The organism is Anabaena cylindrica UHCC 0172, from assembly GCF_034931625.1.
GTDB lineage: Bacteria > Cyanobacteriota > Cyanobacteriia > Cyanobacteriales > Nostocaceae > Anabaena > Anabaena cylindrica_A.
The window spans coordinates 1-18,273 of record NZ_JAYGGY010000126.1; the positions used below are offsets into that span (position 1 = coordinate 1).

An 18,273-nucleotide genomic window follows, 5' to 3' on the forward strand; every position below is an offset into this window, starting at 1 on the left:
CCTTCTCCTCCACTGTCATCCTTATGTCAATAGGATTTGAGATGCGCTAACCCTGCTAATACGATCAAGGGCGGGGAAACCCCACCCCTACGGGCTTGGTGATGAAAACCACTATGAGAACTCCACAAGAAATTTTGGAATATTTTTTATTTGGAAGTCTCTATAAATCTTTCTGCAACTGACTACTGTGAATTAATCTAAAGGTATAAGTTTTGATAGCAAAATTAATTACATAACTTTGTGCTGCGTAGCGGTAGTACGAATTACTAATTATTTTGATATGCCTGGAATGCCTTAAACCATTTATTCAAAACTGTATTCAGAGTTTGTTTAATTTGATGCTTACGATTCCATTTTTGAAAAGCGATTTCATATTCTTCACCTTTACTTTGAAAGGTATTCCAGATATCAAGAAAAATTGCTAGTCCGCAGAATAGTAAAATGTACAATGACCAAGAAAGACTAGCACCACCAACTAAATCAATTAGTATTAAAAACCCGTTGACAATGGCATAATTACCTAAACGTTTTTTAAATTTACTGTGGCGGTAAAGGTCAAAAGCTTGGCGTTGTTGTACTTGGCTTTGTTGGGATATCCAATCAATCTGTGCTTGCTTTACATCATCTGGTGATATTTGTAACTCGGCAGCAATTTCTATAATTTGTTGATAGGAAAATTCTTGATCACGATCCTTGGTTTGACGTGCGATCGCTAGTTGTAGAATTTGCTGTACCTCTTCTTGGCTATAAGAACGCAGACTGTTAGATTCAAAGTTCGTCATAATGCTTTCTCTGATAATAATTTTTAATAGACGGCTATGCTGCTATTAGCAATCTTTGCACTACTCCTACACTAGCAAATCTAAATGAGAGTGACGATAGAGATTTATAGTCATGGGTAATGGGTGAGTATTGAGTACGGGATAGTTTATCAATTAAAAGCTGAAGACTCTGAAAAATATCCTCCTGACTGGAATTTAGCAGCGCATAATATCGAAAGAAGTTGCAGCAGGAGGGAAAAACCCAATGGTGGAAGATAACGGTTCAGTTCGCACACTCTCAGTAGATATTGGGGGTAGTGGTGTCAAAGTTATGGTTTTGGATATCACTGGGAAACCGTTAACAGAACGGGGGAGGTTAGAAACACCCCAACCCGCGACACCAGAAGTGGTGATTAATGCCATTGCTGTGTTAGCTGCATCTCAAGGTGAATATCATCGGGTTTCGGTAGGTTTTCCCGGTGTAGTTCGCAGTGGAGTCACAGAAACAGCGGTGAATTTGAATGCGGATTGGATTGGATTTGATTTAGCAACAGCACTATCTGAACAGCTAAATAAACCCGTGAAAGTGATTAATGATGCAGATATGCAAGGACTAGGGGCAATTGCAGGTAAAGGTGTGGAATTAGTCATCACACTAGGTACTGGTTTTGGTTCGGCTTTATTTGTAGATGGGAAGTTGGTTCCGAATATGGAAATGGGACATCATCAGTTTCGTAAAGGGGACACCTATGAAGAACAGCTAGGACGTGCTGCTTTAGAAAAGATAGGGGATAAAAAATGGAATAAGCGATTACAGAAAGCGATCGCATCTTTACAACGTCTATTTAACTACGATTGTCTTTACATCGGTGGTGGTGAAGCTGTGCGCGTCAACATGAATTTACCCTTAAACGTGAAACTAATTCCTAATATCACCGGCTTATTAGGTGGGATTGCTTTATGGAGAGAATGAACCAAGCGCACAAAAATCCTATTCAGAGACACTAAACGACACATAACTCTGTGTAGTATTGATAGTAAGGTCAAGTATTTGGGCAGATTGTGAATATACTGGCAGGACGTTACGAAATTATTCAGCAATTAGGTGGTGGGGGCTTTGCAGTTACTTACCTTGCCAAAGATCATCTGCAACCTAGTAAACCTCTATGTGTCGTTAAACAACTGCATCCTCACCATTCCCATCGACGGATTGTAGATTTCTTTGAAAAAGAAGCGGCTATTCTCGAAAAACTGGGCAAATATCAACAGATTCCGCAACTACTTGCTCACTTTAGGGAAAACCAAAATCTTTACATAGTACAAGAATTCATCGAAGGACAAGACTTAGGTCAGGAAATCATCAGAGGTTTGCGGCTAAGTGAAAATTATGTCAACCAGTTATTGCAGGATGTTTTAGAAGTCTTGTCTTGTGTTCACAATCAGGGTGTAGTTCACCGCGATCTCAAACCCCAGAATCTCATGCGCCGGAAGCAAGATAGTAAGATTTTCCTAATAGACTTTGGGGCAGTCAAGGAACTTGTATCTCTACAAATGTCTACTCAAGGGGAACTGGCTTCCAGTGTCATTATTGGCACTCCTGGATATATGCCAAATGAGCAAAAAAATGGTAAACCAAGTCTGGCGACTGATGTATATGCTTTAGGGATAATTGCCATTCAAGCTTTAACTGGGATTGAACCTGTTAACCTGCCAGAAGACCCCCAAACTGGTGAAATTATCTGGCGTGACCAAGTACAGGTAAATGAGCATCTCGCCGAAGTATTAACGAAAATGGTACGCCGTCATGTTACCTTACGCTATCCATCGGCAAGAGAAGTACTAACAGCACTGACAACACCACCCACAATTATTTTTAATAATGTCAGACAGCAGTACTTTCAAGAAGCTGCAACCCGCGCTCAACAATTACAGGGACAGTTCTCAGTTTTTGCTTTAAAAATGTTGGAATCTAAAAGAATTGAATTAGGGTTATCTGAAGCAGAAGCCCAGAAAATTCATGCAGAAGTTGTCCAACCCTATCAAGAATACAAACGTAAGCTACAGGAATATGAACAGGCATTGATTGTTGCTGTTAATCAACAATATCCCTTTAACCAATGCAATCCCCAAGAATTGCAAGAATATCGCCAACATTTAGGTTTGCGGGCTGAGGATATCGCCACCATAGAAGCAAAGGTACTGGCACTACAAAAAAGAGAAAACTTGGGTAAAGGCGTAATGCTGGAGATGCTGGCCATTCCTGGTGGTGAGTTTTTGATGGGTTCCCCAGAAAATGAACCAGAACGAAGTAACAGTGAAAGTCCACAGCATAACGTCACCATTCAACCTTTTTTAATGGGTAAATTTCCTGTCACCCAAGTTCAATGGTCTACTGTTGCTACTTTACCCAAAGTAAATATTGAATTAAACCCAGATCCATCCCATTTTAAAGGAGTTAATCGACCTGTTGACCGGGTATCTTGGCATGATGCCCTTGAGTTTTGTGCCAGACTGACTCTCAAAACTGGCAAGAATTACCGTTTACCCAATGAAGCAGAATGGGAATATGCTTGTCGAGCCGGAACAACTACTCCGTTTTACTTTGGGACAACAATGACAACGGATTTAGCTAACTATAAAGGTAGCCACACCTATGGCTTGGGATTAAAGGGGAAATATCGTGAGCAAACAACAGATGTAGGTATTTTTGCGCCTAATGCCTTTGGGTTATATGATATGCACGGGTTAGTTTGGGAATGGTGCGAAGATACCTGGCATGAAAATTACAACGAAGCACCAACTGACGGTAGTGCTTGGGTAGGTGGTGATGATTATCGTCTATTGCGTGGTGGTTCGTGGACTAGCAATCCTGGTTACTGCCGCTCGGCCAATCGCTTCAGACTGATGAGCGGCTCTAAGTACAATTCCTTGAGTTTTCGAGTTGTTGTATCTTCTCTAAGAATTGCCTGAGGAGATGGCGGGGGAGATGAGAAAGAACGCAAGGTAATATTCAGCAGTCCCCATTCACCTATTCCCTATTCCAAAAATTTAGGACGATTTTGTTGATTTAATTTGAGTTTGTCTTCTAACATTTGCCATTTTTCTTGTGAAATCAAGTCAATAAATTCATCTAGATTTTGACGATATTGGTGTAATGAATTGATCAATTCTTGACGATTATATTGTGCCATCATTACGCCTAATTCTGGATTGCCAGCACCAACACGGCTGGTATCACGAAATCCTGAACTAGCTAAGTTTTGAGCTAATTGAACAATTTCTGGATCTGTTTCACTCAAACAAGCAGCCATCAAAGAGGCACTAACCATGACAGGTAAATGGGAAATCCAACTCACAGCCCGGTCGTGTTTTTCTGGCTGACAATGGTAGATAATAGAACCTAGCGATCGCACAATTTCCTCTAAAACTGAAATTGCATCAGTTGGTGTTGTAGCTACTGGTGTCAGTACATAAGGACGATTAACAAACAAATTTCGTTGCGCTGCTTCTATACCTGCATCTGTATTTCCCGCCATTGGATGACCACCAATAAAATTATTCCAAAGCCGGGAAATTCCTGCTACTATAGGTGTTTTTACTGAACCTACATCAGTCACAATAGTAGTTGCAGGCAAATAAGCAATTAATTGTTCAACTTGGGGAATAATAAGTCCTATCGGAGTGCAAACAAACACAATATCAGCAGCAGCCAACAGACTCAATTCCACTGAAGCTTGATCGACAATGCCGAGATCAATAGCTTTTTTACAGGTTGATTCACGGCGACTAACTCCTAGAACATGATTTCCTTGGGAACGTAAATCAAATCCTAATGAGCCACCTATTAATCCCAGTCCCAAAATACCAATTTTCATTTTTACCGCTGACAACTAAAATTTGACTTATTCTCTGCATACTTTACCAACTATTAAGGTTGGCATCTGAGAGGTAGATTCATGACCATAGAGGAATTACTAGCAAAATATGCGACGGGAGTTTTAGATTTTAGTGGCGCTGACTTACCAGAAGTTAACTTGAGTGGTGCTAAACTACCCGGCATTAATCTCAGCAAAGCTAATTTGAGCGTAGCTAACCTTAGTGGTGCAACTCTCAATGATGCTAACTTCAGCGAAACTAAATTCAATGTAGCCAGACTGAGTAGCGCCAATCTTTCTGGTGCTATTCTCAACAACTCTAGCCTCAACGTTGCCAATTTGATTCGAGCAGATCTTAGTCGCGCTCAACTACGCCATACTTCATTCGTGCGGGCTGAGTTGATCCGCACTAACTTCAGTCGTGCTGATATGTATGATGCTAATCTCAATCATGCTGACTTGCGAGAAGCTACACTCCGACAAGCAAATCTCCGTAACGCCAATTTAAGCGAAGCCAACTTAAGAGGTGCTTGTTTTCAAGAAGCTAATTTAGAAATGGCTAACTTAAACGCCTCTGATTTGACTTCCTGTGACTTGAGTGGCGCAAATTTACGAGAGAGTGAACTCAGACAAGCCAATTTTTGTATGGCTAATCTGAGTGGAGCAGATCTAAGTGGGGTAAATCTTCGTTGGGCAGATTTGAGAGGTGCAAACCTGAGTTGGGCGGATTTAAGCGGAGCAAAGCTGAGTGGAGCTAACTTAACCGGGGCAGACTTGAGTAATGCTAATTTAACGAATGCAAGTTTAGTACACGCTAATTTAACTCAGGCCAAATTAATTAAAGTTGAATGGATGGGCGCTGACTTAACAGGCTGTACCTTAACTGGTTCTAAACTTTATGCTACCCCCCGTTTTGGTTTGAAAACTGAAGGGATCAAATGCGAATGGGTTGATTTGTCTGCTACAGGCGATCGCACAATCATTCAAAATTTTAATGGTGATGAATCACGGGACTTTTTTAATGCTACTCCACCCACAATTCGCATTATTGTTGATTTACCGTTAGAGCATGAGGCAAATTTTGTTCTCGCTGGTGCTTATTACCAAATCGCTCAAGAATATGAGGCAATGATACAACCAGCTAGTGTGGAAAACGGCAGCCGCAGAACTGTTTTTACTTTTCGAGTTGATAAAGATGAAAATTTATTATCAACTGCTTTTATGGCAATTCTACCTTTTAAGGATGCCAGCGCCACACAAAAAAGTATCTACATGATGATAGATATGATGCGTCAAGAAGCGATGAATAACCAGAGGTTTAAATCACCAGCACTTGTTAAAAAACTCATCTTCCTACTAGAGGAAGCTATGCATCAATCTAAAAACATTAAACAGACGAAAAAAAATTTAGAAATAGCGGCGAAATTAAGCTTCTTTCAAGCGCCAACCCAGACAATTTTAACAAATTCTAATGCTCAATGTTTAACTGTTTATGATCATCCTAACTTTGGTAAACGATTTGTGAATCGGACTATTATTAATTTAAATGATGATAAATTTGATGAATCAGAATATATTATGCCTTCGTTAAAAATGATAATGGATTTTGTCAAAGGTTTTTATGTCGTTAACCAGCGGGAAATGCTGTAATACAGCAGGATTCAGGACTCACCACCCAGCACTCAGCATCTCTAAATAAATTACTGGAAAAAGAAAATGCGCGATCGCTTGAATCGAATGATAGGGAAAACTCGCCATGTCGTCTGTCGTCTATTCCTGCATTTAAGCGGGGGTGAAGTAGCACCAGTTCTGGGTGTACTCAATCGTGCCGCACGGCAAGCAATAGACGCTGAAGGCGATTTAGAAGTTTTGGGAGAAGAATTGGTCACAATTTGCCAAAACCTCCTGCAATATGATGACTACTGGACATCAGCAGCTAATGAAGGTGATGTTTTTTGGAGTGAAGGAGAAGCAGGAGATTATGTCAATGAATTATTTACCGACTCAGCCCAAAGATATCTCAGTGAACCAGATTTCAGTTCGGCTTCTGGTTTCAATGAACCTTTATCTATCCCTGTCACCCGCAATGTAATTGTCATGCTGACAGTGGCTTATGAAGGAGAAGTACCGCAATTAGAAACAGACCTTTCTAACATTCAAGCATTAAAAGAAGGTTTCAAAGCTCTCATCAATCTGCACTACAAGCATAACCTCCAAGCCATCCAAGTGCATTTTTCACCCGCCCAATTAGGAGATGAACTGACTAACGATCAGTTATTGCAGTATTTTCCTGAATTGATTCCCTTATAACTTTTTGGTTAGTCTATATTTACCACCTGCATTAATCACTTTAGGAAAATCATGTAATGCTCATGACCATAGCACGTAAATTTACAGTCATCTTTTTATCTCTGACCTTGTGCTTGACAACCGTCGCCTGTGGAGATGGAAATCAAACTACATCTTCATCGGCAACGAGAAATGTTAGCCAAACTACTACCCCTACCAAGATAAGTGATGGACAGTATCCCGTCCAACAAGCCACTTATAACGATGCTAACGGCGAATATACACTGTTTTTACTCAATAATCAGCCCCCAACCTTTGCCACCGAAAAATTACAAATGGCACGGCTGACAGATGAAGAAATCAAAGAGGGTAAAAAAACTTACCTAAAAGTAGAAAAGGGAGAGCCAGCTTTATACCTGACAGAAGATTTTAAAATTGAGTACGTTCATAACGTCACTGAAACCAAAACTAATCCCCAAACAGGACAACAGGAAACCGTTGTTGTTCGTCGGGAATCTAACTTCTGGACACCCTTTGCCGGGGCTGTGGCTGGTAACATAGCAGGTCAAGCTATTGGTAGTCTTTTATTTAGACCTCAGTACTATGTGCCTCCTGTTTATCAGTCAGGTGGGATTATGAGAGGTTACGGTGGATATGGTTCTAGCTATGACCAAGCAGTTTCCAGCTATCGCACTCGCTACAATGAACCACCCGCAGCCGTGAGAAATCGCACTGCTTTCCGTACCACAGGGACAATTAGAAGACCATCTAGTCAGGTTCGGACAACACCCCGCACAAATACAGGTAGATCTACTGGTTCTGGTTTTGGTGGTAGTACCCTCCGTCCTTCCGGTAAATCTAACTCTACTCCTCGTCGCAATTCTGGTAGTAGTTTTGGTAGTGGTGGACGTTCTTCTGGTAGTCGGTCTTCTGGATTTGGTAGTAGAAGCAGAAGAAGATAATTGGCAGCAGGAGTCAGGAGTTCGGAGTTCGGAGTTCGGAGTTCGGAGTTCGGAGTAAAGATTCTCTCCCCTGCTCCCTGCCCGCTGCCCCCTGCTATGGGTTCTAGACTCCTACTGTTACAGGTTGTGAGCGTCCCATGACTTTGGTAATCACTGCCAACTCTTGCATCAAATTATCAAAACGGTCTGGTGTTAAAGATTGGGGTCCATCAGATAAGGCTTTAGAGGGATTGGGATGTACCTCAATCATGAGAGAATCAGTACCAGCTGTGATCGCAGCCATAGCCATAGAAGGAACAAATTCAGACCAACCTGTGCTTAATTTTACTAAAAAAGTTCTAATCTATGTCTTTAGAAAGATGATTGAAAAATAGGAAAATTATTCAGTCTACTTAAGTGGACTTAAGCTATTAGCTCGGAAATGAATTTCCGGGTGGGTGTGTAAGCCAACAGATAACCGATTTGTAGCTTAATTTAATACTAATGGTCACTTTTCTGGTGCGATATTTTTGTAAGGTTGTCTCAAAAATTCTTCTCTTGTCATCCATTCTTGGGAGGTATGCCGAATGTGATAAATTATGACAGCATCACCTTCAATGCCAAAAAGAATCCGATAGCGTTTGGAATAGAGAAGATATCGGATTTCTTGTCCTACTATTTCCTTTTCTGGTGCGATCGGACAACGCTGAGGCATGAAAGCAAGAGTATCAATTGTAGCAATTAATCTATTAAACCAATTAGCCCCATTTATAGGGGAATCTTGAGAAATCCACAGATAAAATTCCTCCGCATCTTCTAGTGCCGTTGGAGTAATTCTAACGCGGTATTTCATGCTTTACCCGTAATTCTTCTAATGCTTCTATTGCGTCTCGGTCTTTTCCGGCAGCAGCTTCTGCTATTCCTTGGCGAATTTTTGCAGATGATCTCGCTAATTCTAACTCATCGAGTAATTCTTGATACGATGTTGCATCTTGCATGATCACAGATGCTTTGCCATTAACTGTCAAAATAATTGGTTTGTGACTCGACTGTATTTGTTCAATGAACTGTCTAGCATTGCGCTGAAAGTCTGAAAGGGGGTAAATTTCCCGTATATCAAGCATCAATCTTACTCCATGAAATTTCCATGATATTTCATGTTAACTTATTCAGTGTAAAAATTTCAAGCACAAAAGAATATTTGGATAAAGAAAGTTATTTTGATAACCCCCTTTTCCACTGAGATGCTTTTTCTAAGATCGTGCTTAATTTTACTAAATTTTTTTATCTATGTCTTTTGATAGATGATATTGGTTTGATAAAATTTTAAATTCATAATAATTTTGTACTATTGAATACACTCAATTATAGCCTGGTTATTCTAGCTGATATTTTTCAGATCCCCAGCTTCTCAAAGAAGTCGAGGATATATCTGAGAATTACACTGCTACTACTGCGGGTTGTGGCGAGCGTCCCATGACCTTAGTTATGACTGCTAATTCTGACATCAAATGATCAAAACGATCTGGTGTTAAAGATTGGGGTCCATCAGATAAGGCTTTAGAGGGATTGGGATGTACTTCAATCATGAGAGAATCAGTACCAGCTGCGATCGCAGCCATAGCCATAGAAGGAACAAATTCAGACCAACCAGTACCATGACTGGGATCAATCATAATTGGTAGGTGAGTCAGCTTTCTCAACACAGGCACAACCGATAAATCTAGAGTGTTGCGGGTATACTGGCGGTCAAAAGTTCTAATTCCCCGTTCACACAAAATCACATTAGGATTACCCGCAGCCAAAATATACTCAGCCGCCATTAACCAGTCTTCAATTGTCGCCGCCATACCTCGTTTTAAAAGAACTGGTTTTGGTTGCGCCCCAACTTTTTTGAGCATGGAGAAATTTTGCATATTTCTCGCACCTACTTGGATGACATCAGCAACTTCCCCAATTTTCTCCAAGTCTTCAGTATCCATCACTTCGGTAATAATGCCGAGTCCGCTGACTTCCCGCGCCTTAGCTAACAATTCTAAAGCACTTTCACCGTGACCTTGAAAAGCATAAGGTGAAGTCCGGGGTTTGTAGGCCCCACCACGCAAAAACTTAGCGCCAGCAGCCTTAACACGCCGCGCCGTCTCCACAATCATTTCTTCATTTTCTACAGAGCAAGGCCCTGCCACAACGACCAAAGGATGATGTTGACCAAAGACCACATTTCCATCGGGAGTCTTCACCACCACTTCAGAAGCTTCCCCATGACGAAACTGCCGACTAGCTCGCTTGTAGGGTACTTCTACTCGTAAAACTTGCTCAATCCATTGGCTCAGTTCTTGAATTTGTAAGGGGTCTAAGTTAGCAGTTTCACCTACTAGAGCTATGACTACCTTATGCTTGCCAATAATTTTTTCTGGTGTTAATCCCCAGCTAGTTAATTCTTCTTCAATACGGTCTATCTCGGTTTGTGGGGAACCAACTTTCATAACAACAATCATGTTAAAGTTCCTATGTATTTGGGTAAATTCTTTAGCGATTCAGTAATTTTGAAGTAAAAATTCAGGAGTCAGGAGTTAGGAATCAGGAGTCAGGAGTCAGGAGTTCAGGAGGAAGAATTAGAGGAGGTAAGAATAGTCTTGAATCTAGAAAAGTGATTGACTTTTGATGGTTTCAAAGCTTATTCCTTACAAGAGATAAAATCCATAATCCATTTTTGATAGTTTTTGTCAATGCGTAAATCCTATATTTATAAGTCCTTAAATACTTAAGGTACATTTAATTTTTGCCCAGTGGAATTACTAAATAATTAAACGAGAAAATATATCAAAAAAAATGTAGCGCTCGGTACTTTCTTCTGAATATTGGGTATAAACAAGACAATATATATTTTTCTTAATATTGATGTTGAAGTGAGAAAATTTCAACTTCAACATTCATTCTTCAATTTACCCAATATTGCAGTTATCTGGATACCTGAGCGCCGATTCTCAGACGTTCTTGCTGCGAGTTTCGCGCCAAACTTCGATCATCCTTCCCCAGTTGGTACTAAACTCACCCAAACCTAGTAAATTTCCAGGTCTTTCTTCATCCCAAGAGGCAGAAAGAACACTATAGGTTATCCCCAATACCCCTAAACCAAATAATCCCATATTCACTAATAACACAGCGATGGGAGGTAGTTGGATATGGGCATATATGACCAGTAGATAACTAGCAACAAGACTGACAATACCCAAAGCTGTGGGTACACCACAAAACACAGCCACTCGGCGGATCATCCGTTGGCTAACAACCTCAGGAATAGCCATTTCTTCCTTGGTGAAGGGTAGCTGCTTTTGCGTCTGTTGACCAGATTCCTGTGGTTTGGAGGCGGGTTGAGTTTTAGCCTTTACTGGTTTTGGGCGCTTTTTGTTTGGCTCAAAAGGTAAGCGACTACGTTCTGATTCTTCAGCAGGCATAAGCAGCGATTCCTAACCACGAATACCGAGACGACCGATCAGAGCTTGATACTTTTCCCGACTGTCCTTTTGGATATAGCTGAGAAGACGCTTGCGTTGTCCAATCATCTTCAATAATCCTCTACGGGAGGAATGGTCTTTCTTATTAGCTTGGAGATGTTGGCTGAGGCGGTTAATGCGATCAGTCAACATAGCGACTTGGACATCGGCCGAACCGGTGTCGGTTTCATGGACTTGGTAGCCAGAAATTAGTTCTTGTTTGCGCTGTTGCGTCAGAGCCATGAGCGATTAAATGGTGATTTTTTCTAAATGTATGCAGCAGTCTCCCATAATATCACAGCCTTCAAGCTGTGTGGTGAATTAGCTTTGTGACTACTGAGATGCTGGCTTTTGAGCAATTTGCTCTTCTCAAAGCGATCGCTATAGTTATATTTCCTCTACAACCCCATGTACAAATTATAAATAAACCTCAGCGACCCTCCGCGTTAACCTCCGCGTTCCTCTGCGTTAAAAAAAAGCTCTTAGCTCACACTAGGAATCGCACTCTCAAGACTAAGAAATGCGATCGCTTTCGGCAGTTACCTTCATGCGATCGCATCCTGCGGGGCGTAGCCCATCGCTCTTAGGCTAACTAAACAAATTAACCACAGCACTTACCAAACTGTGAGTAATCGGTAAACTATCAACCACCATCGCCAGACACAACAGCATCATGTAGGAGATGGAATAAAGAAACAATTCTCTAGCTGTAGTCCGATCTTCTGGATTTTGTAGCAAACGCCAAGCTTTGTGAACAAATATCCCCCCCAGTGTCAAAGCCACAAACGCATAGACAACACCACTGGCGTGTAAAGGATAAAACAATAGTACTGTGGCAGTGACGGTAATCACCGTGTAATACCAAATTTGCCGGACTGTGGCTTGATCACCTGCTACCACCGGTAACATAGGTATGCCCACCTTGGCGTAATCATCACGAATCATCAAAGCCAAAGCCCAGAAATGAGGGGGAGTCCACAAAAAGACGATCGCAAAAATTAGCCATGCAGCCCAGCTTAAAGTATCCGTCACAGCCGCCCAACCAACCAAAGCCGGGATTGCTCCCGCAGCACCACCAATGACGATATTTTGAGTGCTGTGGCGTTTCAGCCAGTGGGTATAGACCAAGATGTAAAAAATAATGCCAGAAAAAGCCAAAAGTGCTGCTAATAAATTTGCAAATACTGTGAGGATGGTAAAAGAACCAACAGCCAGAGCGATCGCAAAAATTAAAGCATCACGAGGCTGTACCCTACCAGAAGGCATAGGACGATGGCGCGTCCGTTCCATGTCATAATCTATATCTCGGTCATAAATACAGTTAATCGTCTGAGCGCTAGCAGCAGCCAAAGTACCACCAATCAGTGTTACTAGCAACAGCAAAGGGTCTACTTGTCCCTGAGCAGCAATCCACATACTTCCAGCGGTAGTAATTAACAACAACGGAATAATCCGTGGCTTAGTTAGCTGGTAGTAGCTTTGAATTACTTGTAAAAATGTATCGTGGTGGCGAGAGACATTAGTCTCAATCATGTTGGCTCTACTTCCTTTCTCAGTTATCAATTACGAGGTGATGGGTGACAGGGGGCAGGAGGCAGGGGGCAGGAGGCAGGGGGCAGAAAGAAAATAGAGGTGAATTCTAACCATTACCAATTACCAATTACCCATTACCAATTACTAACTAGCAACTTGAGTTACTAAGTGTTCTGTCACGGAGTGATAAAACTGTGAACACCACCAAAGTACCCAGCAAAGTAGCACCTATAGCTTGGTGAGTTACAGTCAGAGGCTCAACTTGTAGATGTAGCCGGAAAGTGGCAACTCCCAAAAGCAGTTGTAAAATCAACAGGCTACCAGCCATATTTGCCAATCGGCGCAACGCAGGATGTAAAGCGGGTGTCCGCCAAGAGATTAAAACTATTGCCAAAATAGCCACCGTTGGTGGTAGCAAACCCACAATATGGCTGTACATGACTCCGCAAAGTTGAGAATCACCAAAACATTGGTGTACAGCCCAGCGAGAGCCGACAACAGCCCCTAGTAAACTTTGTAGGTAAACGAAAATAGAGGCAGTTAAACCCACCCAAGGCAGCTTCCCAACTGTTCCAGTTCCCTGATATGGGCTAAGTGCCGTACCAATGACTAAGAGAGTAGTGAAAAACAATAGTGCCGTTCCTAAATGGGCGGTAACAATATCAAACCGCAGCAATTCGGTGACGGTAAGTCCCCCCAAAACGCCTTGAAAGACGATTAAAAACAGGGCAAATGTAGAAGCCCAAGGTAGCCAGTTGGGTAAAACACGACGATGCCACCAGGATAAACCCGAAAGTGCGATCGCGCTAAAACCAATCAAAGCTGCATCTAATCTGTGAAACCACTCCAAAAACACTTGGAGATTCATTTGCTTGGCTGGCACCAATTCCCCATAGCACAGAGGCCAATCGGGGCAAGCAAGTCCAGCATTCATCACGCGGGTGGCACTGCCTATGGCCATCAAAATCAAGGTGGCTATGCAAATCTTCCACACCAAGCGACGAATTACTTCCTTGGGGCTATTGTGTTGGGCTGCCGCTTCATTTTGTTGTTGTAGGACAAATTCGTTCATCAACGATACCTTCCGCCCGCTAGAGGTAGATATTTTAAAATTATCTATTTGAGTCAATCCAGACCTATCTACACCCTAACGTATGAGCTAAGATTTATAGATTGGCTTTCGCTTTTACTTATACTTTGAATCACTTCAGGTACTTTTATCTGTAAGATTTAGGTATTTTTTAAGATATGAATAATTAATTAATGGCAATTCTTAAGAATTTACTAAAATTTTCCGAAAATTCTTCTACATACAGCGGATTGCAAATCAATGAGGTACAGAATCTAAATTCAAAGCCAGACACCAAAACAGTTGTAATACTGAATCCTGACTCCTGAATTCTGCTGTAATTGTCATTTTTTGTTAGCGATATCACATAAATCCCTTTTACTCAAGATCACTCAATTAATCAAAAAAATTAATAAAAATTTCAGACATTCAGACCCTATATTCTATAGTCTGCACTACCTTAGTAAGTGAGTGACTTTGAAATAACGTAGTAAATTCAGTTAAGTAAGCCGTGAAAATTCCAAGTTCGATCTGGACATTACTCATTGGCATTGTGCTAACCCTAGCCAGCCTTTGGTACGGTCAAAATCACGGTCTGTTACCCACAGCCGCATCTGATGAAGCCGTCTTAGTAGATGGTCTATTCAACACGATGATGATCGTTTCTACAGGTATATTTCTACTTGTTGAAGGTATTTTAATTTATGCCGCAGTTAAATACCGTCGCCGTGCTGGTGATAATGAAGATGGGCCAGCAATTGAAGGTAATGTCCCTTTAGAAATACTCTGGACGGCAATCCCAGCAATTATCGTCCTCGGTATTTCTGTTTACAGCTTTGATGTCTACAACGAAATCGGTGGTTTTGATCCTCATTCAGTCCATGCAGCCCCAGAAAAACTGATGATGCAAGGATCTATGCCAATGCCAGGAACAGCTATGGCTGCTACTTTAGGCGATACACCTTCTAGCACTGAACCAAACCTGATTGCCCAAGTAGATACTGCCACTCCCCAACAAGAAGTTGGAAAACCACCACAATTAGTCATTAACGTCTCCGCACTCCAGTATGCTTGGATTTTCACTTACCCAGATACGGGCGTAACAACTGGTGAACTCCATGTACCGATCGGTCAACAAGTGGAAATGAACATGACTGCTAGCGATGTCATCCATGCCTTCTGGGTTCCAGAATTTCGCCTCAAACAAGATGTGATCCCCGGTAGACAAAGTGAAATTCGCTTCACGCCCAATAAAATAGGTGAGTATTCCTTAATTTGTGCTGAACTTTGTGGACCCTACCACGGAGCTATGAAAACCCAAGTAGTGGTAGAGTCCCAAGAGGCTTATGACACTTGGATGCAAGAACAGCTAGTTGCTAGTAAAGAGACTCTTAATCAAGCCGTTGCCATTAACCCAACGGATTTATCCGCAGATGAATTTCTCGCTCCTTACACTAAGGAAATGGGAATTCACCCAGAAATGCTGCATTTTCACAGAAGTTCAGGAGTTGCAGGAGTTACAGAAGTTACAGAATAATTCTCTTGTTCTCTGCCTTGAAGACAGGGAATAGGAAAATTCAAAATTCCTAGATTTCCTGATAGCGAAGCTTGGCGTAAGCTATACTCCTGAACTCCTGACTCCTGAACTACTGAACTCCTTATTCAGACTATGACACAAGCACAGTTACAAGAAACTCCTAATATCCCTGCTCATATTGAAGAAGAAGGGGAAAGGCACTGGCGTGACTTCTTCGGCTTTAGTACTGACCATAAGGTGATTGGTATTCAATACCTAGTTACCTCGTTTATTTTTTACTGCATTGGCGGCGTAATGGCTGACTTGGTGCGGACAGAATTACGGACTCCAGACGTGGATTTTGTCACTCCAGAAGTCTATAACAGCCTGTTTACACTCCACGCCACAATCATGATTTTCCTGTGGATTGTGCCAGCAGGGGCGGGTTTTGCTAATTATCTAATTCCCCTGATGATTGGGGCTAGGGATATGGCTTTTCCCCGCTTGAATGCAGTGGCTTTTTGGATGATTCCGCCAGCGGGTATATTACTCATCGCTAGTTTAGTTGTAGGTGATGCCCCAGATGCTGGTTGGACTTCCTATCCTCCTCTTAGCCTCGTCACCGGTCAAGTGGGTGAGGCCATTTGGATTATGAGTGTGCTGTTGTTGGGTACATCTTCGATTTTGGGGGCAATTAATTTTATTGTTACCCTGCTGAAAATGCGTGTTCCCAGTATGGGGATTTATCAACTGCCTTTGTTTTGTTGGTCAATGTTTGCAACTTCCGCACTGGTATTGATATCGACACCAGTTTTAGCGGGGGCATTGATTCTGCTTTCCTTTGACTTATTGGCAGGGACAACATTTTTTAACCCGACTGGTGGTGGTGATCCGGTGGTGTACCAGCATATGTTCTGGTTTTATTCCCATCCTGCGGTTTACATCATGATTTTGCCGTTTTTTGGAGCAATTTCCGAAATTCTGCCAATTCATTCCCGCAAACCCATTTTTGGCTATAAAGCGATCGCTTTTTCGTCTTTAGCTATCAGCTTTTTAGGATTAATTGTCTGGGCGCACCATATGTTTACCAGCGGTGTCCCTGGCTGGTTACGGATGTTTTTCATGATCACCACAATGATCATTGCTGTTCCCACCGGCATTAAAATTTTCGGTTGGTTAGCAACCATTTGGGGTGGCAAAATCCGCCTCAATAGTCCCATGTTATTTGCAATGGGTTTTTTAGGAACCTTTGTAATTGGCGGTATCAGTGGCGTAATGTTGGCAGCAGTGCCTTTTGATATTCACGTTCACGATACTTACTTTGTCGTGGCACACCTGCACTACGTTCTTTTCGGTGGTAGCGTTTTAGGGATCTTTGCCGCTATTTACCACTGGTTCCCGAAAATGACGGGCAGAATGATGAATGAATTTTGGGGTAAGGTTCACTTTACTTTAACCATTGTTGGTCTGAATATGACCTTCTTACCCATGCACAAACTAGGCATGATGGGTATGAATCGCCGTATTGCCCAATATGACCCCAAATTTACAAGCTTGAATGAAATCTGCACCTACGGGTCTTATATTCTCGCCATTTCCACATTACCTTTTATCATCAATGCTATTTGGAGTTGGTTATACGGGCCTAAAGCTGGTAACAATCCTTGGCAAGCACTAACTCTAGAGTGGATGACTACTTCACCACCAGCAATTGAGAATTTTGAGAAACTACCAGTTTTGGTTACTGGTCCTTACGACTATGGCGTAAAAGAGAAAAAAAATATCAATGCGGTGTTAAGCATTGAACCTGACGAACCATATCCAACTATTTAAGAGGCAGGGAGCAGGGAGCAGGGGGGACAAGGGAGGAACGTAGACAAGGAGGCAATGGGGGAAAAAGATAAATACTCTTCTACCAATCCCTAGTCCCCAGTCCCCAATCCCCAATCCCCAATCCCCAATTACCAATTACCAATTTAAAAATTCATGCAAAGTCAGATCGTTGACACAGCGCAAATTGAACAGAATAATCACCAGGCGGCATCTGTTGACCATCATGAAGCCCACCCAGACCATCGTTTATTTGGGTTGGTTGTCTTCCTGATTGCAGAAGGAATGATTTTTCTGGGAATGTTCGGTGCTTATTTAGCTTTCCGTTCTATGTTACCTGTCTGGCCTCCCACAGGTACGCCAGAGTTAGAATTGTTGCTACCTGGTGTGAATACCATTATTTTGATTAGCAGCAGTTTTGTCATGCATAAGGGTGATACTGCAATCAAAAAGAATGATGTTAAGGGAATGCGGACTTGGTTGGCAATTACTGCCGCAATGGGTGCAATTTTCTTAATGGGTCAAGTTTATGAATACACCCATTTGGAATTTGGTCTAACTACCAATTTGTTCGCTAGTTCGTTTTATGTTTTAACTGGCTTCCACGGACTGCACGTAACTATTGGAGTATTGGCGATTTTAGCAGTTTTGTGGCGATCGCGCACTCCCGGTCATTACAGCGACCACAAACACTTCGGGATTGAAGCCGCTGAACTGTACTGGCACTTCGTAGACGTAATTTGGATCATTCTGTTCGGATTACTGTATCTACTTTAGGTATTAATTACTTAGTTGTTCACTCCACTTGAATAACTTACAGTCCCCCACCTAGGGGGTTTTTTATTGCTAATGACTTTCATTATTCGTACTGAAAACCAAGTCTTAAGCCGCTTCGCGTCTATGGAGAGGCAATACTTGTCGGTTAAGGAAATGTAGGTTGGGTTGAGCGACAGCGAAACCCA

Annotated in this window: 18 protein-coding genes and 1 pseudogene; 9 read left to right on the forward strand and 10 right to left on the reverse strand. The window is 41.9% G+C overall.

Annotated elements, in window-relative coordinates:
* Nucleotides 1-266: 266 nt before the first annotated feature.
* Entirely contained in the window at nt 267-782 is a 516-nt protein-coding gene (locus VB713_RS26565) for a 2TM domain-containing protein (RefSeq protein WP_323314489.1), read from the reverse strand.
* Nucleotides 783-1,026: 244 nt separating this feature from the next.
* Here VB713_RS26565 and VB713_RS26570 point away from each other — a divergent pair, with 244 nt between their 5' ends.
* Together VB713_RS26570 and VB713_RS26575 are read left to right on the forward strand one after the other, a co-directional pair.
* Entirely contained in the window at nt 1,027-1,734 is a 708-nt protein-coding gene (locus tag VB713_RS26570; RefSeq protein ID WP_323314490.1) for an ROK family protein, read from the forward strand.
* An 89-nt stretch (nt 1,735-1,823) separates the two neighbouring features.
* On the forward strand, nt 1,824-3,731 hold the full coding sequence (locus VB713_RS26575) for a bifunctional serine/threonine-protein kinase/formylglycine-generating enzyme family protein (protein ID WP_323314491.1): 1,908 nt from the start codon (nt 1,824-1,826) through the stop codon (nt 3,729-3,731).
* A gap of 65 nt (nt 3,732-3,796) precedes the next feature.
* Here VB713_RS26575 and VB713_RS26580 read toward each other — a convergent pair whose 3' ends face one another.
* Nucleotides 3,797-4,636: a prephenate/arogenate dehydrogenase gene (locus VB713_RS26580; RefSeq protein ID WP_323314492.1), complete on the reverse strand. Its 840-nt coding sequence runs from the start codon at nt 4,634-4,636 to the stop codon at nt 3,797-3,799.
* 81 nt (nt 4,637-4,717) lie between these two features.
* On the opposite strand from VB713_RS26580, the gene VB713_RS26585 reads away from it, so the two are divergent.
* The 3 genes from VB713_RS26585 (at nt 4,718) to VB713_RS26595 (ending at nt 7,887) form a co-directional block, all read left to right on the forward strand.
* Entirely contained in the window at nt 4,718-6,286 is a 1,569-nt protein-coding gene (locus VB713_RS26585) for a pentapeptide repeat-containing protein (protein ID WP_323314493.1), read from the forward strand.
* Nucleotides 6,287-6,352: 66 nt separating this feature from the next.
* Complete coding sequence (locus VB713_RS26590; RefSeq protein ID WP_323314494.1) at nt 6,353-6,946, forward strand: DUF1517 domain-containing protein; 594 nt, start codon at nt 6,353-6,355, stop codon at nt 6,944-6,946.
* A 56-nt stretch (nt 6,947-7,002) separates the two neighbouring features.
* Nucleotides 7,003-7,887, forward strand: coding sequence for a hypothetical protein (locus tag VB713_RS26595; protein ID WP_323314495.1), 885 nt, complete (start codon nt 7,003-7,005; stop codon nt 7,885-7,887).
* 103 nt (nt 7,888-7,990) lie between these two features.
* Here VB713_RS26595 and VB713_RS26600 read toward each other — a convergent pair.
* From VB713_RS26600 to rpsO, 6 genes and pseudogenes are all read right to left on the reverse strand, one after another.
* Nucleotides 7,991-8,203, reverse strand: a pseudogene (locus tag VB713_RS26600) (3-deoxy-7-phosphoheptulonate synthase); the annotation flags it as partial.
* A 171-nt stretch (nt 8,204-8,374) separates the two neighbouring features.
* On the reverse strand, nt 8,375-8,719 hold the full coding sequence (locus tag VB713_RS26605) for a type II toxin-antitoxin system RelE/ParE family toxin (protein ID WP_323314496.1): 345 nt from the start codon (nt 8,717-8,719) through the stop codon (nt 8,375-8,377).
* Nucleotides 8,703-8,990, reverse strand: coding sequence for a type II toxin-antitoxin system Phd/YefM family antitoxin (locus VB713_RS26610; RefSeq protein ID WP_323314497.1), 288 nt, complete (start codon nt 8,988-8,990; stop codon nt 8,703-8,705). Before VB713_RS26610 ends, VB713_RS26605 begins: the two co-directional genes overlap by 17 nt.
* Nucleotides 8,991-9,305: 315 nt before the next feature.
* Complete coding sequence (aroF, locus tag VB713_RS26615; RefSeq protein ID WP_323314498.1) at nt 9,306-10,364, reverse strand: 3-deoxy-7-phosphoheptulonate synthase; 1,059 nt, start codon at nt 10,362-10,364, stop codon at nt 9,306-9,308.
* Between the two features lie 489 nt (nt 10,365-10,853).
* Nucleotides 10,854-11,324, reverse strand: a complete 471-nt coding sequence (locus VB713_RS26620) for a PAM68 family protein (protein WP_323314499.1) — start codon at nt 11,322-11,324, stop codon at nt 10,854-10,856.
* 12 nt (nt 11,325-11,336) lie between these two features.
* Complete coding sequence (gene rpsO / locus VB713_RS26625) at nt 11,337-11,606, reverse strand: 30S ribosomal protein S15 (RefSeq protein WP_323314500.1); 270 nt, start codon at nt 11,604-11,606, stop codon at nt 11,337-11,339.
* Between the two features lie 86 nt (nt 11,607-11,692).
* Here rpsO and VB713_RS26630 point away from each other — a divergent pair, with 86 nt between their 5' ends.
* Nucleotides 11,693-11,950 carry a hypothetical protein gene (locus VB713_RS26630; RefSeq protein ID WP_323314501.1) on the forward strand — a complete coding sequence of 86 codons (258 nt, stop codon included), beginning with the start codon at nt 11,693-11,695 and terminating at the stop codon, nt 11,948-11,950.
* Nucleotide 11,951: 1 nt separating this feature from the next.
* On the opposite strand, the gene VB713_RS26635 is transcribed toward VB713_RS26630, so the two are convergent.
* The gene (locus VB713_RS26635; protein WP_323314502.1) at nt 11,952-12,896 is read right to left on the reverse strand and encodes a heme o synthase; all 945 of its coding nucleotides are present in this window, start codon (nt 12,894-12,896) and stop codon (nt 11,952-11,954) included.
* A 148-nt stretch (nt 12,897-13,044) separates the two neighbouring features.
* Nucleotides 13,045-13,968, reverse strand: coding sequence for a heme A synthase (locus VB713_RS26640; protein ID WP_323314503.1), 924 nt, complete (start codon nt 13,966-13,968; stop codon nt 13,045-13,047).
* Between the two features lie 508 nt (nt 13,969-14,476).
* On the opposite strand from VB713_RS26640, the gene VB713_RS26645 reads away from it, so the two are divergent.
* The 3 genes from VB713_RS26645 (at nt 14,477) to VB713_RS26655 (ending at nt 18,088) form a co-directional block, all read left to right on the forward strand.
* Nucleotides 14,477-15,502: a cytochrome c oxidase subunit II gene (locus VB713_RS26645; protein ID WP_323314504.1), complete on the forward strand. Its 1,026-nt coding sequence runs from the start codon at nt 14,477-14,479 to the stop codon at nt 15,500-15,502.
* Nucleotides 15,503-15,634: 132 nt separating this feature from the next.
* Nucleotides 15,635-17,314 carry a cytochrome c oxidase subunit I gene (ctaD, locus tag VB713_RS26650; RefSeq protein WP_323314505.1) on the forward strand — a complete coding sequence of 560 codons (1,680 nt, stop codon included), beginning with the start codon at nt 15,635-15,637 and terminating at the stop codon, nt 17,312-17,314.
* Between the two features lie 153 nt (nt 17,315-17,467).
* Nucleotides 17,468-18,088, forward strand: a complete 621-nt coding sequence (locus VB713_RS26655) for a heme-copper oxidase subunit III (RefSeq protein WP_323314506.1) — start codon at nt 17,468-17,470, stop codon at nt 18,086-18,088.
* Nucleotides 18,089-18,273: the final 185 nt, after the last annotated feature.

Excerpts from the sequence above, each read along its gene's own strand:
- VB713_RS26565 (WP_323314489.1), bottom strand. The coding sequence starts at position 782 with ATGACGAACTTTGAATCTAACAGTCTGCGTTCTTATAGCCAAGAAGAG.
- VB713_RS26570 (WP_323314490.1), top strand. The coding sequence starts at position 1,027 with ATGGTGGAAGATAACGGTTCAGTTCGCACACTCTCAGTAGATATTGGG.
- VB713_RS26580 (WP_323314492.1), bottom strand. The coding sequence starts at position 4,636 with ATGAAAATTGGTATTTTGGGACTGGGATTAATAGGTGGCTCATTAGGA.
- VB713_RS26585 (WP_323314493.1), top strand. The coding sequence starts at position 4,718 with ATGACCATAGAGGAATTACTAGCAAAATATGCGACGGGAGTTTTAGAT.
- VB713_RS26590 (WP_323314494.1), top strand. The coding sequence starts at position 6,353 with ATGCGCGATCGCTTGAATCGAATGATAGGGAAAACTCGCCATGTCGTC.
- VB713_RS26595 (WP_323314495.1), top strand. The coding sequence starts at position 7,003 with ATGCTCATGACCATAGCACGTAAATTTACAGTCATCTTTTTATCTCTG.
- VB713_RS26605 (WP_323314496.1), bottom strand. The coding sequence starts at position 8,719 with ATGAAATACCGCGTTAGAATTACTCCAACGGCACTAGAAGATGCGGAG.
- VB713_RS26610 (WP_323314497.1), bottom strand. The coding sequence starts at position 8,990 with ATGCTTGATATACGGGAAATTTACCCCCTTTCAGACTTTCAGCGCAAT.
- aroF (WP_323314498.1), bottom strand. The coding sequence starts at position 10,364 with ATGATTGTTGTTATGAAAGTTGGTTCCCCACAAACCGAGATAGACCGT.
- VB713_RS26620 (WP_323314499.1), bottom strand. The coding sequence starts at position 11,324 with ATGCCTGCTGAAGAATCAGAACGTAGTCGCTTACCTTTTGAGCCAAAC.
- rpsO (WP_323314500.1), bottom strand. The coding sequence starts at position 11,606 with ATGGCTCTGACGCAACAGCGCAAACAAGAACTAATTTCTGGCTACCAA.
- VB713_RS26635 (WP_323314502.1), bottom strand. The coding sequence starts at position 12,896 with ATGATTGAGACTAATGTCTCTCGCCACCACGATACATTTTTACAAGTA.
- VB713_RS26640 (WP_323314503.1), bottom strand. The coding sequence starts at position 13,968 with ATGAACGAATTTGTCCTACAACAACAAAATGAAGCGGCAGCCCAACAC.
- ctaD (WP_323314505.1), top strand. The coding sequence starts at position 15,635 with ATGACACAAGCACAGTTACAAGAAACTCCTAATATCCCTGCTCATATT.
- VB713_RS26655 (WP_323314506.1), top strand. The coding sequence starts at position 17,468 with ATGCAAAGTCAGATCGTTGACACAGCGCAAATTGAACAGAATAATCAC.